This is a genomic window from Streptosporangium sp. NPDC000563 (genome assembly GCF_040299985.1).
In the GTDB taxonomy this organism is placed as follows: Bacteria; Actinomycetota; Actinomycetes; order Streptosporangiales; family Streptosporangiaceae; genus Streptosporangium.
The window spans coordinates 19585-36420 of record NZ_JBEPDA010000021.1 but is presented as its reverse complement, the minus strand read 5'-3'; the positions used below and the strand labels follow the sequence as shown (position 1 = coordinate 36420).

Sequence of the window (16836 nt, the reverse complement as noted above, 5' to 3'; positions counted from 1 at the left end):
TCTCGTACCAACCCCAGGAGGCGGACAGTTCCTGAACCAGCCAGAGGCCGCGTCCGCCGCTGCTGTCTGGGTCAACGTCGGAGCAGATGCGGGGCGTCTGTCCAGGTGATCCGGCGTCAATGACGTCGATCCTGGTTGGTGACGGCGACGGAGACCCTGCCGTCGGGGTGGCGGCCGGAGTCGGAATGGCGTACCGCGTTGGTGAAGAGTTCGCTGACCAGCAGTAGCGCGTCGTCGGTCTGCTTATGGTCGATGCGGTCGAGCAGGTCGCGGACGTAGCGGCGGGCCAGGGGAACGGACTCCACCTCGGCAGGGAGGTCGGCCCGGCCCAGCGGCTCCGGCATCCTCATCGCGCCACCTCCAGGAGTCGCTCCGCCGCCATCCGCATTCTGCTCCGGCCCTGCCGGTCACGGTTCGCGCGGGCGGAGATCCGCTCCCAGGTGAACACCGAGGTACGGCCCCGCTGCGCGGTGACGACCCTCGACCGCCCTGGCGGCATGAAGATCTCCACACTCGGCCGACGGCCGGGCGAGAGTCGGACCACGGAGTCGAACCCGAGATCGTTCAACTCCCAGGCCAACTCCAGCAACTCACCACCCCACCCTTGAAGATCACGAATCTTCATCTTCCTGTCATCCCTCCGTCGATCCTGAAGCCGCTCGGCGTTGGGCGTGATGGGTCTGCGGCTTACGCGGAACGGGCTACAAAGCCTGCGATTGCGACGTACCATCACTCTCGGTGAGCGAGCACGTGCTAAATCTGCACCTGCAAATCTGAACCTGCAAGCACTTTCGCACAACCAGTTAAAGATTCATTACGATGTGTGATCAAACAGGTGTCTTGGGAGGGAGACCCATGGCCAGCTTCTCGCCGACCGTCCGCCATCGACGACTGCTGCAGGAGTTGCGACAACTCCGCACCGCGGCCGGCCTCAAGCAGGAGGAAGTGGCTGATCATCTGAACTGGTCGACGTCGAGGATGACCAAAGTGGAAGGCGGGACGCTGCGGATCTCCGTCAACGACGTCCGGGCCATGTTGCAGCTCTACGGACTCCGTGAGGGCGCTGAGTACGACGCGCTCGTCCAGCTGGCGAAACAGGCGAAGGAGCGAGGGTGGTGGCATGCCTACAGCGATGTGATCCCGCAGTGGTTCCAGGTCTACGTAGGGCTGGAAGCGGAGGCGTCGTCACTTCGTAACTACGAACCCGAACTCGTTCACGGACTCTTCCAGACCGAAGACTACGCTCGCGCGATCTACCGGGCGGCACGGGTGACCGACGCACCCGACGAGATAGAGCGGCACGTCAGCCTGCGCATGGCCCGACAGAGTGTCATCACCCGATCCGAGCAGCCCATGAACTTCTGGGCGATCGTGAACGAGGCCGCTCTGCGTCGCCGCGTCGGTGGCACCCGTGTCATGAAAGAGCAGCTCCAGCACCTCGCGGACATTTCGGCTCAGCCGAATGTGACCATCCAGGTCTTGCCCTACGCCATTGGCGCTCATGCGGCGATGCTCGGATCGTTCGCCATCCTGTCCTTCTCCGATGGAGCGAGTGAAGTCACCTACCTGGAGTACGTGACCGGAAGCCTCTATCTGGAGAAGATGGAAGAGATTCGGGCATATACGTTGGCATATGACCACCTGCGTGCTTCGGCTCTCGATCCCCGGGATTCAATCGATATGATCGCGAAGCTTGCAAAAGAAGACCTATAAGCACTGAAAGGGGCAAAGTGTTCCACGAAGAAATAGCTGGGGCAGTCTGGCGAAAGAGCAGCCTTAGTGGTGGGAATGGTGGCAGTTGCATCGAAGTGGCCTCTTTGAACGGAGGGCGTGTAGGTGTTCGTGACAGCAAGGACCGGAGCGGGCCGGCGCTGATTTTCGCCTCCACTGAGTGGCAAACCTTCATCAGCGGCATCAAGGACGGCTCCCTTGCGGATCCGGCCGCTTGAAGGTCTATCCGAGGCACCAGCCACGGTCGCGGATTGGGCTGTCGAAGTGCTGTCTGTCGGCCGCGCCGTTGTGAAGAGTGCCGTTCCTGAGAGGGGACGGCAACATGCCTGTGACAGGCTTCGGGGCGTGCGTTATCGACTGGCACTCTCGGGTGCGCGTCGGTGTCCTCAGGATGACATCCGTGCTCCGCTGGAAGTTTCTGAAACGACGGAGGCGAAGCGGCATGGTGCCTGACCTGCCAGGCGAGATTTGCGATGATGTCTCGGGCAGGGCTCGGATCACGGAGTGGGGGAGGGGTGAGGTGATGGCATTTGACCCGAAGTTGGCGGCGGCGCTGTCGGGGGCCACGCTCCGTCAGCTCGCCCACTGGCGCAAGGCCGGCGTCAACCGTGGCGCGGTGTTGATCCCGGAGATTTCCGGCACCCGGCCCGTTCTCTATTCCTTCCGCGATGTGGTGGCGTTACGGACCTGCGTCAAGCTGTGCAATGACGCCTCGCTGCAGAAGATCAGGCGGGCGCTCGACACCCTCCGCGGCGACTTGCAGGAGCACGATCACCTTTCGTCGTACACGCTGGTCGCCGACGGCAGCAGCATCTACCTGGCCGAGTCCGACCAGGCGGTCGACCTGGTACGCAGGAAAGCCAACGTGGTCATCCACGAGATGGTCGATGTCCTGCAGCCGTTCTACCGCGACGGCAGGCATATCCCGCCACTGCTGCGGCCCCGCGCGTATGTGACGGTGAATCCGGCGGTTCGCGGCGGAGTACCGGTGATCGAGGGCACTCGCGTCCCCTATGACGAGGTCGCCGCTCTCCTTAGAGACGGGCTCCCCCCGGAGCGGATCTCCGAGTACTACCCGAGCGTCACCCCTACGGCGGCTCTGGACGCCGCCGACTTCGCCGACTACGTCAACAGCTACGATCCCCCCAAGGAATCACGTGAGGCTGCTGCTGGATGAGAACGTGTCCCGGCCGCTCCACCAGGCCATCAACGCCTTCGTTCTGGGGCATGAGATCGTCCATCTGCTGGATCTCGACCGCTGGTCCGGGACTCGGGACGAAAACCTCTACCCCCGAGCGGTGGCCGAGGGATTCCACGTCATCCTGACCAACGATGCCAGGCAGATGCAGCGCCCCCGGGAGGTCGAGGCGATCGCCGCCTCCGGGTGGAACACGACTGGGCTCGGGAGTACGCGAAGAAACCCGGAGTGCACGTGGTCTCCGGCCTTGAGCAGTTACTGTCGGTGGTCGAGCAAGTGATCTCCGATCTCCACGCCGGTCCTGATCCTCTTCCGGAGGCCCCCTACCTTGCTTGGAGCAGTTGATCCCCGGGACTTCTACTTAAAGCGGTGGCGAAAGACCGACCGGTGGGCGGGGCCAAGCCTGGCCCTCAGCGGCGCCGAAAAGGTTGCGTCCTGGCTCGTCTACTCATTCCCGCCACCACCGCTGTCGACCATGTGCTGTCCTGGTTGCGTTTCAGACTCGTTCATCAGAGCCGGGCATTGATCAGCCACTACCACAGCCGAGGCGACCCCCTACCTCAAGATCTGCGAATGTAGTACCGGCGTTCCCCGGGAGGTTCGGCTCGATCGAAGACGCCCGTGTCTTCTGCGAACAGTTCTTTGATTATTACAGCAATGAGCATCGTCATTCGGGCATCGCGATGCATGGCCCGGCGTCCGTGCACGACGGCACCGCCGTCAAGATCCGCGCCAAGCGGATCGCCACGCTGAACGCGGCCTTCCTGGCCCGCCCCGAACGGTTCCGTGGTCGACGCCCCTACCCGCCGTCGCTGCCCGCCAGGGTGTGGATCAATAGGTCACTCACGCCCCTTCAGGCCAATACCTCACCACGAACCACAAAAGTGAACTGATGTCTCATTGGGTTTGACAGGCACCGCGGACCACGTAAGGGAAAAAGCGCCCTTCCTGAACGGCAAAGCATGAGCCATGATGTCAATGGCGCGCTCGAACAGTCGGGCCAGTAAAGGGGACCAGTAAAGGGGATCCGTCACATGAAACCGCTTGATAACGCCCAACCCGCCTTCGAATCCGAGCTATTTGATCTCGATAGAGTTTCACTGACGGTACTGCGAGGAATGCCCCTTGCCGCACTCGGACCGGCCCTGCCACATGTCGCTGAGGAAGCCGAGGACCCAACCAGAAGCAAGACCTCCTGCTCGAACGCAACCGGAGTTGGCTGACCCTCGGCTCGCCGCAGTCGATCACGCAGGAAGGCTTGCCATGCAGGCAGAAGATCCTTTTGATGACCTGCACTTCCGAACGCACAAGGTTCCTCGGCGCGACTTCGATCAACTGACGCACGGGCAGGCGACGCCTCGCGCGGTCCGCGGGATCCGGCAGGCCGAACACAGCCGGCGCCTGCTCCTGCTGCGTGCGGTTGACGAGAAAGTCAAGAAGCGGCCGGACCTCATGGGTCCCCTGCCGCATCCGGACCGCGCCTGGGAGCTACCCGACCGGGTGGAGCAGGTTTCCCGCCGCACCCTCGATCTGGTGCTCGCCCATCCGTACACCGGAGCGTGGGCCGGCTACACGACCCGGCTGCTGCAGGCCCCACCGCCCCTTTGACGGACCGCGACGATGGGGAGGACCGTCGGATCTGCCGGGCGACCACGGGACTGTCTGCCAAAACGCGGAATTTTCCACCTCGTGTCCATCAAGTCGAAAAGGCTTCATACTATGCATTTCAGGATCCTTGGTTCGCTCGATGTTTCACTTGATCGAATTGCTCTACAATTTCCGCACGGCCGCCAGCGAACCATATTAGCGATGCTGCTCATGCAGGTAGGAAATCTCGTATCGCTCAACCGGATCACTGAGGGGATATGGGGAGAGGATCCACCCGTCACCGCCAAGGGCCAGATCCAGACCTGCATATCTGCCTTGCGGCGTCAGCTGCGGAAATTCGGTGACGATCATGTGATCGTCACCAGCCTGGTAGGCTATACCATCCATATTCCCACCGAGTCGCTCGACTCTGCTGTATTCCGCCGGATGATCAACTCCGGCCGGGAGCTGGCTGCTGCCGGGAAGATCAGGGATGCGGCAGCCGAGCTTCGTGCCGCGCTCGCGCTTTGGCGCGGCACGGCGGTCGCCTCAGACGTCGAGAGCGGGGTGGTCAGAACGATGGCGATTCGGCTTGAAGAGGAGCGAATCAGGGCCACCGAAGAGTGTATCGAGCTTGAGCTCAAACTCGATCGGCATCACGAACTCGTAGCCGAGCTGAGTGAGCTCGTCAGATCTTACCCACTGCGCGAGCCGCTGAGAGCGTTGCACATGCTCGCTCTGTACAGGTCAGCCCGGCAAGCAGACGCCCTTGAATCATTCCAGGAAATCCGGGCCATCCTCGGAGAGGAACTTGGCCTGGAGCCATCCGACCAGCTTGATAGGATACACAAGTCCATCCTGAAACGGGAAAATTCGCTTACAATCGCGCCCTGGAATGGTCTCGGATCGGAATCTACAGGCAAGGTTGGCGCCATTATCCCCCGACAGCTTCCCAAGGCCGTTACGTTCTCGGCCGGTGAGACCGCTGCGTCCCTGGGGCGGGTGACCCAGTAAGGGCGCCCCAGTGCGGAGATGACAAACGCGACCCCTGATGATCGTCGGCTGTCTAAGCCAGTCGATCAAGAACAGGGGCCGCGTTCGCGTGCCATCATCCCCGATCGATGTGCCCTCCCGCCACCTGGAGCACGTCGCCCTCACCGACCCAGCCGCTGACCTGCATACGCCGGCCGAGGTCCTCGATTCCATGCCCGACCCACGCAGCCACCGGGGACGCCGCTACAGGCTCGGCCCGCTGCCGGCGTCAGCCCTGCTCGCTGTGCTCAGCGGGGAGATGCCCGCGCCCCTTCCCGTCCCTGCACTTGTCCCTGCCGGCCAACCGATGGGGTCGTCAACGTCAACCGAAACCGCCTCGCATATAACGTAATAGCGCGGCGTCATCGCTGACGGGTGTGCGGACAGCATGGCCATGCACCGTGCGTGAGCTTGTTCCGGCGTACGGACGGAATCGGAAGCCTCGACATACGCCACAAGCGGTTCGCCGGCTACCTGTGAAAAAATCCGCGCCTTGGCCGGTGCGAACGCGTCATCGAGAAGTCTCTGGATTTCAGTCAGCTCAACCCACTGGACATCGGCCTTTACCCAGTTCGAGTCCCGGCGGACTGGCTCCATCTGAAGGACATCGATTATATCCTCGTGATCGAGGTTACCGCCGGCTGCTGCTACCAGGAGGCGCTCAATGGCCTGCAGCAACGATATCAGGTGTTCCACCGGCACTCGGCCAATGTCGGAACTCCAGCCACAGAGTTCCACCTCGCCTTCCAGCCTGGAAACATCGAATCGGACGGGTGTTCCCAGACGGTACGGCATAGGGTAATGGCGCAGTTGAGTCCGGCTCAGCATGGCGGTCATGTGCTCGGGCGATGGTGCGCGTTCATTCATTGGTATACCGCTTTCGATGACACTACAGTTGTAGATGGCCTCGAAATAGAAATAGACGCCGCGGTCATGCGATATCCGGTTATGGATTTTTTCGAGCTCATAGACATCGTAAACGCTGTGCATGCAACCTTCCAGCATGCCACGCCATGCCTGCCTTACCAATTCATCGAAGCTCGCAGAGCCGACATCGATAGCGGCGATGCCTGTTTGAGCAAGCGTACCGACGTAGTCGTAAAGGTGGCGCTCAAAGCGGTTTGAGGGCATCACGGGAAAGACTATCTCGCGATAGCCGGTACGCACTGAGAGCACGGCGCACAACGCGGCGAGCAGGCAGCTGGACCGGCTGGTTCGCGTGCGTGCGCTCACGCACTGCACGGCTAGTGCAGCGGCTGGTGATGACATGTAGACGCCCACCGTGTCGTCAGCGTCCGCCTCCGTGAGCTCGGACCCCGCGGAAGGCGTCAGGTAGAGAGGCGAGGGCATTACGGCAAGATTGCTGCTCCAGTATTCCAGCGCTCTACGACGTTTCTGACATTCACGCTCCGAGCGCTCGAGTTCCGCCTGATCCAAAGGCTGATGACGGGGCGGTCCTATGACTCGAGCAGCAGAATCGCTTATCAGTTCAGCCAGCTCATGCTCAAGGATTCGCAAGGCTGCCCTGTCCACAGCCATGTGAGATAACTCAAGGAAGCCTGCGTACACCACTTCAGCGCTCATGGCCAGGGCGACTCGCAACTGTTGGCCGGCCAGCCGCTGCCCATCAGGCTGTCTTGGGGCTGTGATCTCCAGGTGCCTGGCGAGCTCGGCTTCAACGTCAACCCGATTGGCTCGGCCGCCTTCCAGCGAATAGATGTCAACCATCAATGTGCCAACGGAGGAAACACGCTGACATGGCTGCGGTCCGGTGGCGAAGGACGTCCGTAGCACTTCATGGCGGGCGATCAGGATGGCAAGGCTTTCAGTGACATCCTCCACACTCGCCGTTCCACTCAGGCTTATAGCACACGTTACGACAGGATACGGACGCCCCTCTACCGAACTGGAATCATCAATCCACTTCAGAATGTTGAGCTGACCTATAGTCAGTGGTCCTTGCCGGGTGGTCTCGGCCGAGAAATGTACGGGTACTGAAGATCGCGGTGTAAGTTTGATGACTGACATACCACTTCTCCACACACGCTCACGGCGTGCAAGAATTGATGGTTCGACCATCGTCTTTGGCTATTTCTAGCGCAGGCATCTGTAATCGTCAATAAGCTAGAGACACGCCTTGACATCATGAACTGACGTACGATTATGTCTTCGCGTATGGCTGATGTGGTCATGCTTCCGAAAGGAGCGGCCAGGTGAGCGTCAACAAGGGGGTCAAACCGATCGGGTTCTTGATGAGGAATCCGAACCTCGGGACGTTGCTGGTCGTCAACCTGGTCTCGTCGCTGGTGGGATCGGGCGTGGGCATCGCCTTGAGCGTCCATATCTACCAGCTCACCCAATCGCCGATCTGGACAGCCGTGCTCGCGGCGGTCCCGACCGTGGCCGGGTTGGCCTTCGGGCACCTGGCCGGGAGTGTCGCGGACCGCTGGGGCAACCCCCTGCGGATCATACGGATCGCGCTCTTCCTGCGGGTGCTGGTACTGGTGGCCGTCTTCGCACTCGCCGACTCGCCGCTTGGCCTCGTCTCCGCGGTGTTCGCCCAGGCGGTCCTGCAGCAGCTCTACATTCCCGCCGAGCAGGTGCTCATTGCCGACTACGTCACCGCCGAGGACCTGGCCGAGGCCAACGGCCTGAATTCGTTCGCCTCCAATGCCACCAGGCTGGTTGGGCCGGCGCTCGGTGGGTTCGTCATGGGATGGGCCGGATTCCGCTGGACGGCCATCGGGGTGACGACGCTGATGCTGCTGTCCGCACTGCTCAGCCTGCTCCTGCGGGGCTCCGGGCGGAAGACGCCGACCGCCGGCGGCACGGTGGAGGAAGGCGAAGAAGGCTGCGGCGACGGGTATCTGGCGATGCTTCGACGCAGCCGTCGCGTCCGGGGCCTGGTACTCCTGCAAGTCCTTGACGCGATCAAGGAGGGGCCGCTGTCTTCCCTGTTTCCAGTGCTGATGCTGGGCGTGATCGGCGCCACGTCCGGGCAGATGGGCCTGGTCAACAGCGCGTTCGCGGTCTCGGCCGTGATCGCGGGCCCGGTGATCGGCACGGTGGTCCGCCGACTGGGGTACCGGCTTCCTGTCCTGCTCGGCGCCGCGATCTCCAATGGCGCGATCCTGGTGCTGGCGATCTGGCCGTCGCTGCCGCTGGCGCTGATTGCCTTCGTCGTGTCCGGGCTGCCCTTCACCATCTCCTGGGTGGGCGGGCAGACCTGGCTGCTGCTCAGCACGCCGCGCTCGCTGCGCGGCCGGATCGTGGGTACGACCGGCGCCATCTACGCCGGGGTGTCGCTCGTCACCATGCTCGCAAGCGGCGTGCTGGCGGAATGGTTCGGCCCGCGCTGGGTCATCGGCCTGGGATCCTTCATCGCGCTGGCAGGCCTGATCGCCGTCACCGCACTGCTCGACGAACGCCGGCAGCCGACCAGCACCAGCCAGGCGGCATAGGCCACACCCGCGAAGTGACCAAGACGCCCCCGCCTCTGCCCGAGAGTCAGCCAGGGAGCTGTCAACCGGAAACTGCGAATTTGTTGTCCTGCCGGGCAGGACAACAAACATGCCGCGACGTTCCGCTACCTCGGAAGCCGACCTGCTGTCACGAGGGAAGGCTCTTCTGAGGCTGCCTCGGCGCTGGCATCACCAAAGCGTTGACAGCGGTAGATTCCGGAGGCCAACATTTCGACATGGACATGTCGATGCCTCCAACGGGACTCAAGTCTGCCCTGTTCTCCGACTCGGGAATCAGCGATCAATCACGTATTCAATCGCTCATGGAGGACATGTTCCGGCATGTGCAAGGGCGCGCAAATGTATTGGACGACCGGGTTAGCTGCCTGTCCCAGGTCCTGTATCTCATGTATCTGGCACGTGCCCGGAAGGCCATTTCCATAGCCGAGATAGGTTTTAGCATCGGCTTCTCGAGTATCGCCTTCCTCGAAAGCTCTCCCCAGGCGAAGGTCACATCCTTTGAAATCAACACCGAGACCTACGCCGGCTCGGCAAAGGAGTTCATCGACTCTCGTTACCCGGGTCGCCATCGCCTGATCTACGGAGATTCCACGCAAACGGTTCCGGCTTTCCAGGTAGCCGACCCGATGGATGGTTTCGATCTCGTCTTCTTCGACGGAGGCGACGAGTACTCGTGCGTGAAGGCGGACATCGCGAACGCTCGACGGCTGGCCAAGCCAGGCGCCACGCTCGTGGTCGATGGCATGACTCCCTGGTTCAAGTGGGGAATCGGCCCGACGACCGCATGGGAAGAGGCGGTCCGAGATGAAATCGTCACCCCGCTCGAGTACGTGTCCGACGCGCTTGCCGTCAGCCGGCTTCAGGGACCGACCGAGCGCGCGTGGGCAGTTGGACAATACCGGTAAGCGAAGGACCGCCAAGATCGGCGACGGTAGTAATATGTCCGCTTCCGGATGATCGATTTCCGAGTGACGCTGCGCAAATAAATCACTCCATCCCTACCGGGGGTACCTCGGTAGGGATTCTTGCTATGACGGCTCTTCTGAAGTTTCCTCAGCGCCGGCAGCACCGAGGTGTTGACAGCGGAAGCTTTAAAAAGCCAACATTGCCGTATGGACATGTCGATGCCTCCAACGGGACTCAAGTCTGCCCTATTCCCTGACTCGGGAATCAGCGATCGATCACGTATTAACTCGCTCATGGAGGACATATTCCGGCATGCACAAGGGCACGGAAGCGCATTGGGCGAAGGAATTAGCTGCCTGTCCCAGGTCCTGTATCTCATGTATCTGGCGCGTGCCCGGAAGGCCATTTCCATAGCCGAGATAGGTTTCAATATCGGCTTCTCGAGCATCGCCTTCCTCGAAAGCTCTCCCCAGGCGAAGGTCACATCCTTTGAAATCAACACCGAGACCCACGTCAAGTCGGCAAAGGAGTTCATCGACTCTCGTTACCCGGGTCGCCATCGCCTGATCTACGGAGATTCCACGCAAACGGTTCCGGCCTTCCAGGTAGCCGACCCGATGGATGGTTTCGATCTCGTCTTCATCGACGGAGGCCACGAGTACTCGTGTGCGAAGGCGGACATCGCGAACGCTCGACGGCTGGCCAAGCCAGGCGCCACGCTCGTGGTCGATGACATGATTCCCTGGTTCAAGTGGGGAATCGGCCCGACGACCGCATGGGAAGAGGCGGTCCGAGATGAAATCGTCACCCCGCTCGAGTACGTGTCCGACGCGCTTGCCGTCAGCCGAATTCAAGGGCCGGCCGAGCGCGCATGGGTAGTCGGACAGTATCGGTGAACAGGGTAGAGGCGGAACACGTCGAGGATTTGCGGCGTCACCGCACAATTTTGCCGGTGACGACGAATCCCAGCGTCCGGGCGTACCAGCCGTATGCGTACCCGGTCTCCATCATCGAGGCGCATGCCCCCAAGAACCGTGACTGGATTCTCTCGAACTTCATACACCTGGCCTATGACGAACACCCGATAGAGTCCCCGTCGCTGTGCTTCTATTCCTATGATTTCGCGGCCAATCCGTATCTGCACACTATCAGGGCAGACCGTGAGTGGATGCGAAGGTGGATCGGCCACAGCTTCGCCGAGTTCGTGCATGCACAGCTTCTCGATGGCTGGTATATCTACGCGTTTGTCGATGAGTTCTTCATCCCGAGACGACCGACGTACGGGGAGAGTTCTTTTCATCACGACGTTCTTGTCCATGGATCAGACAGTGATGCAGGGATCGCGCATCTACTGGGTTACGACGAGTTGATTCGATTTGAAACCACCCGTGTTTCATGGGCGGAGCTTGACGCCGCTTACGAATCCTGCGCGAACGCGGACCAGCCGTGGACGCGATCATTCATTCTCTTCAAATTCAACGCAATGGCATCCTACCGATTCGACCCGCGGTTTGTGGTTGCCGAGCTCGAGCTTTTTCTCGCTTCTGGGAATCCGGGGCGGGCTACCCAGGGCCTGGTCATGCCGGATGGTCGCCTGTACGGCGTGGCGGCGCTTGAAGCGTACCGGGACGAGCTCCTGGACACGCCGCCCGAAGAAGATGCGGGGCTCGATCTCCATGCCCCGCGGGCGCTGTTCGAGCACAGCAAATTGATGTCCGAGCGGTTGCAGTTGCTGCTCGGGGATGATCTGTGGCAACGTCATATCAGCGAGCGATACAGTGCGGTACTTCGATTTTATTCTGCTCTGCCCGTGGCGGTATTCGGTGCAAAGCAGAACAACGACCGTTCGGCACTGCATCGACTGATGGCCGGCTTTCCCGAGATCATCAGGCAACAGACAAGTACGGTGACGGATGCACTGGACTGTCGACACGCCGGCTTCAGGCACGCGGAGCGCAGGGAAGAACCGATGAGCCGTGATCGCGGCGACATGACTAATTCGCGTTACTCGACAAAGGACGCTGACGATGCGGGCGCGCAAGGTTCTTGAACAAGAGTTCCGCGAAGTGACTGGTCGCGAGCTGACGGACATGACGGTAGACGTATTCGGGCTCGGTCTCGACTCGCTGGGAATTCTTTCCCTGCTGGGAGGGCTGCGGGAGGCGGGATACAACGTTTCACTGAACGACCTGATGTCTGCGGCCAGCATGAATGAATTCGTGGCGACGATGGCGAACGCCGAGTGACCGGGGGGAAGCCATCATGATCAGCTCTGGTCCGGACAGACGGGCAGCGCTAGCCGCGGTCTTGGATGAGCGGATCCGTCGTGGAGCTGCCGAGACAGCCTTGGTGGACAGCACGGGCGATGTCTTGTCTTACGCCGACCTCGGTGCCCTTGCCTGCGCATGCGATGAGTTCTTCGGTCAACGGCACGCGGAACGGGTCGCCATCGTCGGTACGGCGTCGATCGAGGTCAGCGCGTCGATCACGGCATGTCTCTGGGCGGGGCGGACCTTCATGGTCGTCGACGACCAGGAAAGCAACGCCGTGCGGCGGCGGCTCATCGATCAGTTCGCCGCCGACGTGGTCCTCCTGACCGGCCCATCCGCCGAAACCACGCCTGCGAACCTGATGGATGAACCGGTCACCGTTACCGGGCGGGACCTGAGCAAAGCCGCCCGGCAATGGGATGACCAGGCTGTGCTCGAGCACAGCGAACGCATGGCGGTGCGGACACCGCAGGCAGCGGCATACTGTGTTCGGACTTCTGGCACGACAGCGGACCCGAAGCTGATCGAGATGAGTCGTGCGGCGATCGAGTCCTACTGCGCGGAGTTCAACGCCAGATATGGCCTCGCGCCGGGCCACCGCCTGGCGCTGTGGGCGGCCCCCACCTACGACGCCCTCTACTGCCAACTGATCTCGGCCCTGGCCAGTGGCGCGGCGGGCGTTGTCGCGCCGATGTCCATACGCAATGACGGGGACGCGGTGCTTCAGTGGCTGAGGGAGGCGCGCATCACCCATTTTGAGACCACCCCGTCGATTCTGAGGCGGGTGGCGTCCGCTGCGGTGCGGCCCGGGGCGTCGTGGCCGCCGCACCTGACGGAGGTGATGTGCAGCGGCGAGTGGTTCGACCCGCAAGTGGCAAGGCAGGTCTTCGACGCCGCGGAGCGCTGCGGGGCCAAGGTCGGACTGCACAATGAATACGGCCCTTCGGAGTGCATTCTGCTGACCTGGCACCAGATCACCCCGGAGGACGCCGACTCGGGCGACATTCCGGTTGGTAAAGCGATCGCAGGACGGACACTGTCCATCGAGCCGTTGGACGGCCGATCCGGATCCTCAGCGCAACACCCCGGCGAGATCGTGGTGGAGTCCGAGCACCTATGTCGCGGATACGGATCGGAGCAGGCCGGCTCGCTTGTGGCTTTCCCGGCACCCAATGGCGTCCCGGTCTTCCGGACAGGGGATCTCGGCTATCTGGACCACCGTGGTCGTCTGCGGTTGTCGGGACGGCGCGATCGAACCGTGAAACGACGCGGTGTACGGATCAATCTCGACCAGGTGGAGGCGGTGCTCCACGCGCTTCCGGCCGTGGGGCAGGCGGCCGCTCGAGCCGACGAGGCAGACGGGCAGGTGATGATCCACGTCTGGATCGTGCCGTCCGACAGCCGCCTCGATCGTGCCGCGGTCCTGACGCAGATCACCGAGACGGTGGAGGTCCGCCTTCTGCCCGACCGGGTGGTGATCTGTACATACCTGCCGCGCCTGCATTCCGGGAAGGTCGACTACCGGTCGCTCAAGGTAGCCGACTCGGGCGACGAACAGGTGGAGGTGACGGCGGATGAGACGACGCTGAAGGCGGTCGCCGCAGCGTTCGAGCGGGTACTGCCCGATGTGGCCATAACCGGCTCGACTGACTTTTTCGCCAGCGGCGGACACTCCCTCCTGGCGCTCGAGCTGAGCGCTCACCTGGAGCGCGACCTGGGAGTCAGGCTGACGATTCGTGACTACCTGGCCCACCCCACGGTCGCCGGGCTCGCCGGCGTGGTGGACCGCAACCGTCGTCAGACTCCGCGATCCGTATCGACCGCTGCCCCAGTAACCCTCGGTGAGGAGCTGACCTCCACTGAACGGCCGATCTGGGTGTGGAGTCAGATGTTTCCCGGCGACGGTGCACTGAACGTCGTCGGGGGATTCACCACGCATGCGGCCATCACCGAGCAGCGCCTCCGGCAAGCGCTGTCGGACTTGCTCAAGGACGTAGACCAGCTGAGAGTCCGGTACGTCCTGGGCCGCGATCGCCCGCGACGGGTTTTGCACGCAGCAGGTGTTGCGCGGGTCGACGTACTCCAGATCTCCGCATCCGCCGACACCTTCCCCCAACCGGAGGTGGACAGCAGTGCGTACCAGCCGTTTGACGTCGGGGCGGATCAGCTGGTCCGGGCCATATTGGTCCGCTCGAGCACGGAGCCCGCACCGGTGGGCGTCTATCTGATCGCCCACCACCTGGTATGCGACGGAGTGAGCATGGGACTGCTCGTAGCGGAGCTGCAGCACCGCCTTGGCACACCGGAACGCCGGACATCGCTGTCTTCGCTGTGCGTGCTGCCCCCGGCAAGACCGGATGCCCGTCTCGTCCAGTCTGCGGCAGGGCACTGGTCCACGGTCAGGCGTGGGCTGAAGGCTCAGCCTTACGACGAGCGGCTGCGCCCGAACGATGCCGCCGCAGGAGCGTCGGTGGTCGATTGGCGGCTGCCGACGCAGCCGATCAGGGAACTCGCGGACCGCCTGTCAGTGAGCCGGGCGGCTGTCCTCATCACGTTGATCGCCAGGGCGGTCGGCCGGGTGCTGGACCGGGACCAGGTTGTTGTCGAGACACCGGTCTCAACGCGGACTCCGGATGAGGTCCGCTCGATCGGCAATTACGTGGTCGACGTGCCCCTGCTGGTCGATGCCGCCGGTCAGGACACCACCCGCGTCATCGAAGCGGTTAACCGCGACCTGTTGGCGGCTGTCGACTTCGCCGCGCTGGTCCCGGGATTCGGCAGCGTACGGCCGGGACAAGGGTGGGCACCCGTCGGCGACGTCGTCGTCGTCCTGGAGGATCACGTGCCTGCGCCGGCTGTCGAGATCGACGGCGTGGCGAGTTCGGCTACGCAGCTCATCGGCTCGCCCCCGCGCCATGCCCTCGCGTGCTACTTCCGGGCCGACGCACTGGCCGAGGACATCACCTGCGTCGTCACGGGCCGCTCCGACGGTGAAATGGCACGTGCACTGTGTGCTGAGGCCGACGCCACTCTCACCACCATGACAAAACAGTTCTCAATGAGGAGGTTCGGCGATGGCCAACGTCGTGATTCGACCCGATGAACGCTGGGAACTCGAGCAGCTGATGGCCGGGATCGATCCCGGCAACACAGTGGTCCTGGCGGATGAGGTCACCGAGGCGATCAGGCGTTCGTCCAAGTGGGTCGATTCGCTCGCCGCGAGACCCGAGTTGCTGTACGGCGTCAACTCCGGCTTCGGCGCGCTGGCCAACGTCCGCGTCCGGCCCGGTGAAGAGGCGGAACTCCAGCGTCGCCACATCCTTTCCCACGCATGCGGCATCGGGCTCGGTGCTCCCGTTGAAGTCGTCCGGATGATGCTTCTGATCAAGCTGCTGACCTTCCGCGGCGGCTACACCGGCGTGTCGCTGGAGGTCGCGGAAAGCCTGCTGCGGATGCTCAACAACGGCATCCACCCCGTGGTACCCGAGCGCGGCACCGTCGGTGCGAGCGGAGACCTCGCACCTCTGTCCCACCTGGCGCTTCCCCTCCTGGGCCTCGGCCAGATCATCCTGGACGGCCAGGTGTGCGACACCAGGGACGTCGAGGAGCAGCTGGGCCTCGGCCGGGTAGAGCTCGGTCCCAAGGACGGTCTCGCGCTGACCAACGGGACCCAGTACATCTCGGCCGTCGCGGTGATCGAACTGCGGCGCCTCCTTGAGCTCGCGCGCTCGGCCGACCTGATCGCGGCGATCAGCACCCAGGCATTCAGTTGCGCCGACAGGTTCTTCCACGAGCGATACCACCGCGATTCGGGGAACCGGTGGCGGGCGGTGGTCGCCAAGAACCTCTCCCACTACACCCGCGGCGGAAACCACGCAGCCCTGGACTCCGCTGCACCGTCGATGCAAGACCCCTACTCGTTCCGATGCACTCCTCAGGTCCACGGGGCCGTGCGCGAGCACATCGCATACGCCCAGAACTCGATCCTCAACGAGATCAACACGACCGCCGACAACCCGCTGTTCTTCGTGGATGACGACCTGGTGCTCATGGGCGGCAACCTGCACGGCGAGTCGGTCGCCATGGCCGCGGACATGCTCGGCATCGTCGCCACCGAGCTTGCCGCCATCTCCGAGCGCCGGACCTACCAGCTACTGTCCGGACGCCGCGGTCTCCCGGACTTCCTCACCGAGGATCCCGGCGTCAACTCCGGGCTCATGATCAGCCAGTACTCCGCTGCGGCACTGGTAAGCGAAGCCAAGACCCTGGCGCACCCCGGCAGCGTCGACTCGATTCCAACCTGCCAACTGCAGGAAGATCACGTGAGCATGGGTGGCACCTCCGTGCTGAAGCTGCGGCAGATCGTGGACAACCTGGAGAACGTGCTGGCCATCGAGTTGATGACCGCATGCCAGGCCGCCGATCTCAAAGCCGGGCTGGTCCTTTCCCCCGCGGTCCGCGGCGCACACGAGCGTTACCGCACACGAGTGCCCCGGCTCAAGGACGACCGCGTCTTGGCCGGCGACATCGAGCAAACCCGCCAATTCCTCCGGCACGACCTGGCCGGCGACCTTGTCGCGGAACAGACCGCCGCAGCCGGTGCTCGAGAAGAGGCGGGTCGATGAGGCCA

At 62.8% G+C, this 16836-nt stretch carries 17 protein-coding genes; 14 read left to right on the top strand and 3 right to left on the bottom strand.

All coding sequences use genetic code 11. The features are described from left to right. Positions 1-116: 116 nt before the first annotated feature. Complete coding sequence (locus ABT352_RS32235; protein ID WP_350948765.1) at positions 117-350, bottom strand: ATP-binding protein; 234 nt, start codon at positions 348-350, stop codon at positions 117-119. After that, on the bottom strand, positions 347-625 hold the full coding sequence (locus ABT352_RS32230) for a hypothetical protein (RefSeq protein ID WP_350948764.1): 279 nt from the start codon (positions 623-625) through the stop codon (positions 347-349). Before ABT352_RS32230 ends, ABT352_RS32235 begins: the two co-directional genes overlap by 4 nt. Before the next feature lie 230 nt (positions 626-855). Between ABT352_RS32230 and ABT352_RS32225 the strand changes: the two genes are divergently transcribed. The 7 genes from ABT352_RS32225 to ABT352_RS32195 all read left to right on the top strand — a co-directional run bounded on the left by ABT352_RS32225 (position 856) and on the right by ABT352_RS32195 (position 5530). Further along, positions 856-1713 (top strand): helix-turn-helix domain-containing protein, encoded by an 858-nt coding sequence (locus tag ABT352_RS32225; RefSeq protein WP_350948763.1) that lies wholly within the window; start codon positions 856-858, stop codon positions 1711-1713. 17 nt (positions 1714-1730) lie between these two features. Beyond that, entirely contained in the window at positions 1731-1949 is a 219-nt protein-coding gene (locus ABT352_RS32220) for a DUF397 domain-containing protein (protein WP_350948762.1), read from the top strand. A gap of 305 nt (positions 1950-2254) precedes the next feature. Continuing rightward, the gene (locus tag ABT352_RS32215) at positions 2255-2908 is read left to right on the top strand and encodes a DUF433 domain-containing protein (RefSeq protein WP_350948761.1); all 654 of its coding nucleotides are present in this window, start codon (positions 2255-2257) and stop codon (positions 2906-2908) included. Then, positions 2889-3209, top strand: coding sequence for a DUF5615 family PIN-like protein (locus tag ABT352_RS32210; protein ID WP_350948760.1), 321 nt, complete (start codon positions 2889-2891; stop codon positions 3207-3209). Before ABT352_RS32215 ends, ABT352_RS32210 begins: the two co-directional genes overlap by 20 nt. A 421-nt stretch (positions 3210-3630) precedes the next feature. Then, complete coding sequence (locus ABT352_RS32205; RefSeq protein WP_350948759.1) at positions 3631-3822, top strand: hypothetical protein; 192 nt, start codon at positions 3631-3633, stop codon at positions 3820-3822. Between the two features lie 370 nt (positions 3823-4192). Next, positions 4193-4537 (top strand): hypothetical protein, encoded by a 345-nt coding sequence (locus tag ABT352_RS32200; RefSeq protein WP_350948758.1) that lies wholly within the window; start codon positions 4193-4195, stop codon positions 4535-4537. A gap of 81 nt (positions 4538-4618) precedes the next feature. Continuing rightward, the gene (locus ABT352_RS32195) at positions 4619-5530 is read left to right on the top strand and encodes an AfsR/SARP family transcriptional regulator (protein ID WP_350948757.1); all 912 of its coding nucleotides are present in this window, start codon (positions 4619-4621) and stop codon (positions 5528-5530) included. Between the two features lie 222 nt (positions 5531-5752). Here the strand turns inward: ABT352_RS32195 and ABT352_RS32190 are convergent, their stop codons facing one another. Next, complete coding sequence (locus ABT352_RS32190) at positions 5753-7576, bottom strand: condensation domain-containing protein (RefSeq protein WP_350948756.1); 1824 nt, start codon at positions 7574-7576, stop codon at positions 5753-5755. Positions 7577-7761: 185 nt separating this feature from the next. Here ABT352_RS32190 and ABT352_RS32185 point away from each other — a divergent pair, with 185 nt between their 5' ends. The 7 genes from ABT352_RS32185 (at position 7762) to ABT352_RS32155 (ending at position 16831) form a co-directional block, all read left to right on the top strand. Beyond that, a complete protein-coding gene (locus tag ABT352_RS32185) occupies positions 7762-9009 on the top strand; it encodes an MFS transporter (protein WP_350948755.1) in 1248 nt (415 codons plus the stop codon). Between the two features lie 236 nt (positions 9010-9245). Next, complete coding sequence (locus ABT352_RS32180) at positions 9246-9935, top strand: O-methyltransferase (RefSeq protein ID WP_350948754.1); 690 nt, start codon at positions 9246-9248, stop codon at positions 9933-9935. Positions 9936-10229: 294 nt separating this feature from the next. Continuing rightward, positions 10230-10832 carry an O-methyltransferase gene (locus ABT352_RS32175; RefSeq protein ID WP_350948753.1) on the top strand — a complete coding sequence of 201 codons (603 nt, stop codon included), beginning with the start codon at positions 10230-10232 and terminating at the stop codon, positions 10830-10832. A 56-nt stretch (positions 10833-10888) separates the two neighbouring features. Beyond that, positions 10889-11986 (top strand): hypothetical protein, encoded by a 1098-nt coding sequence (locus ABT352_RS32170; RefSeq protein WP_350948752.1) that lies wholly within the window; start codon positions 10889-10891, stop codon positions 11984-11986. Next, on the top strand, positions 11964-12182 hold the full coding sequence (locus tag ABT352_RS32165; RefSeq protein WP_350948751.1) for a phosphopantetheine-binding protein: 219 nt from the start codon (positions 11964-11966) through the stop codon (positions 12180-12182). The genes ABT352_RS32170 and ABT352_RS32165 overlap by 23 nt, the downstream gene beginning before the upstream one ends. Then, on the top strand, positions 12148-15309 hold the full coding sequence (locus tag ABT352_RS32160; protein ID WP_350948750.1) for an AMP-binding protein: 3162 nt from the start codon (positions 12148-12150) through the stop codon (positions 15307-15309). The genes ABT352_RS32165 and ABT352_RS32160 overlap by 35 nt, the downstream gene beginning before the upstream one ends. After that, positions 15281-16831 carry an HAL/PAL/TAL family ammonia-lyase gene (locus ABT352_RS32155; protein ID WP_350948749.1) on the top strand — a complete coding sequence of 517 codons (1551 nt, stop codon included), beginning with the start codon at positions 15281-15283 and terminating at the stop codon, positions 16829-16831. The genes ABT352_RS32160 and ABT352_RS32155 overlap by 29 nt, the downstream gene beginning before the upstream one ends. Positions 16832-16836 lie beyond the last annotated feature (5 nt).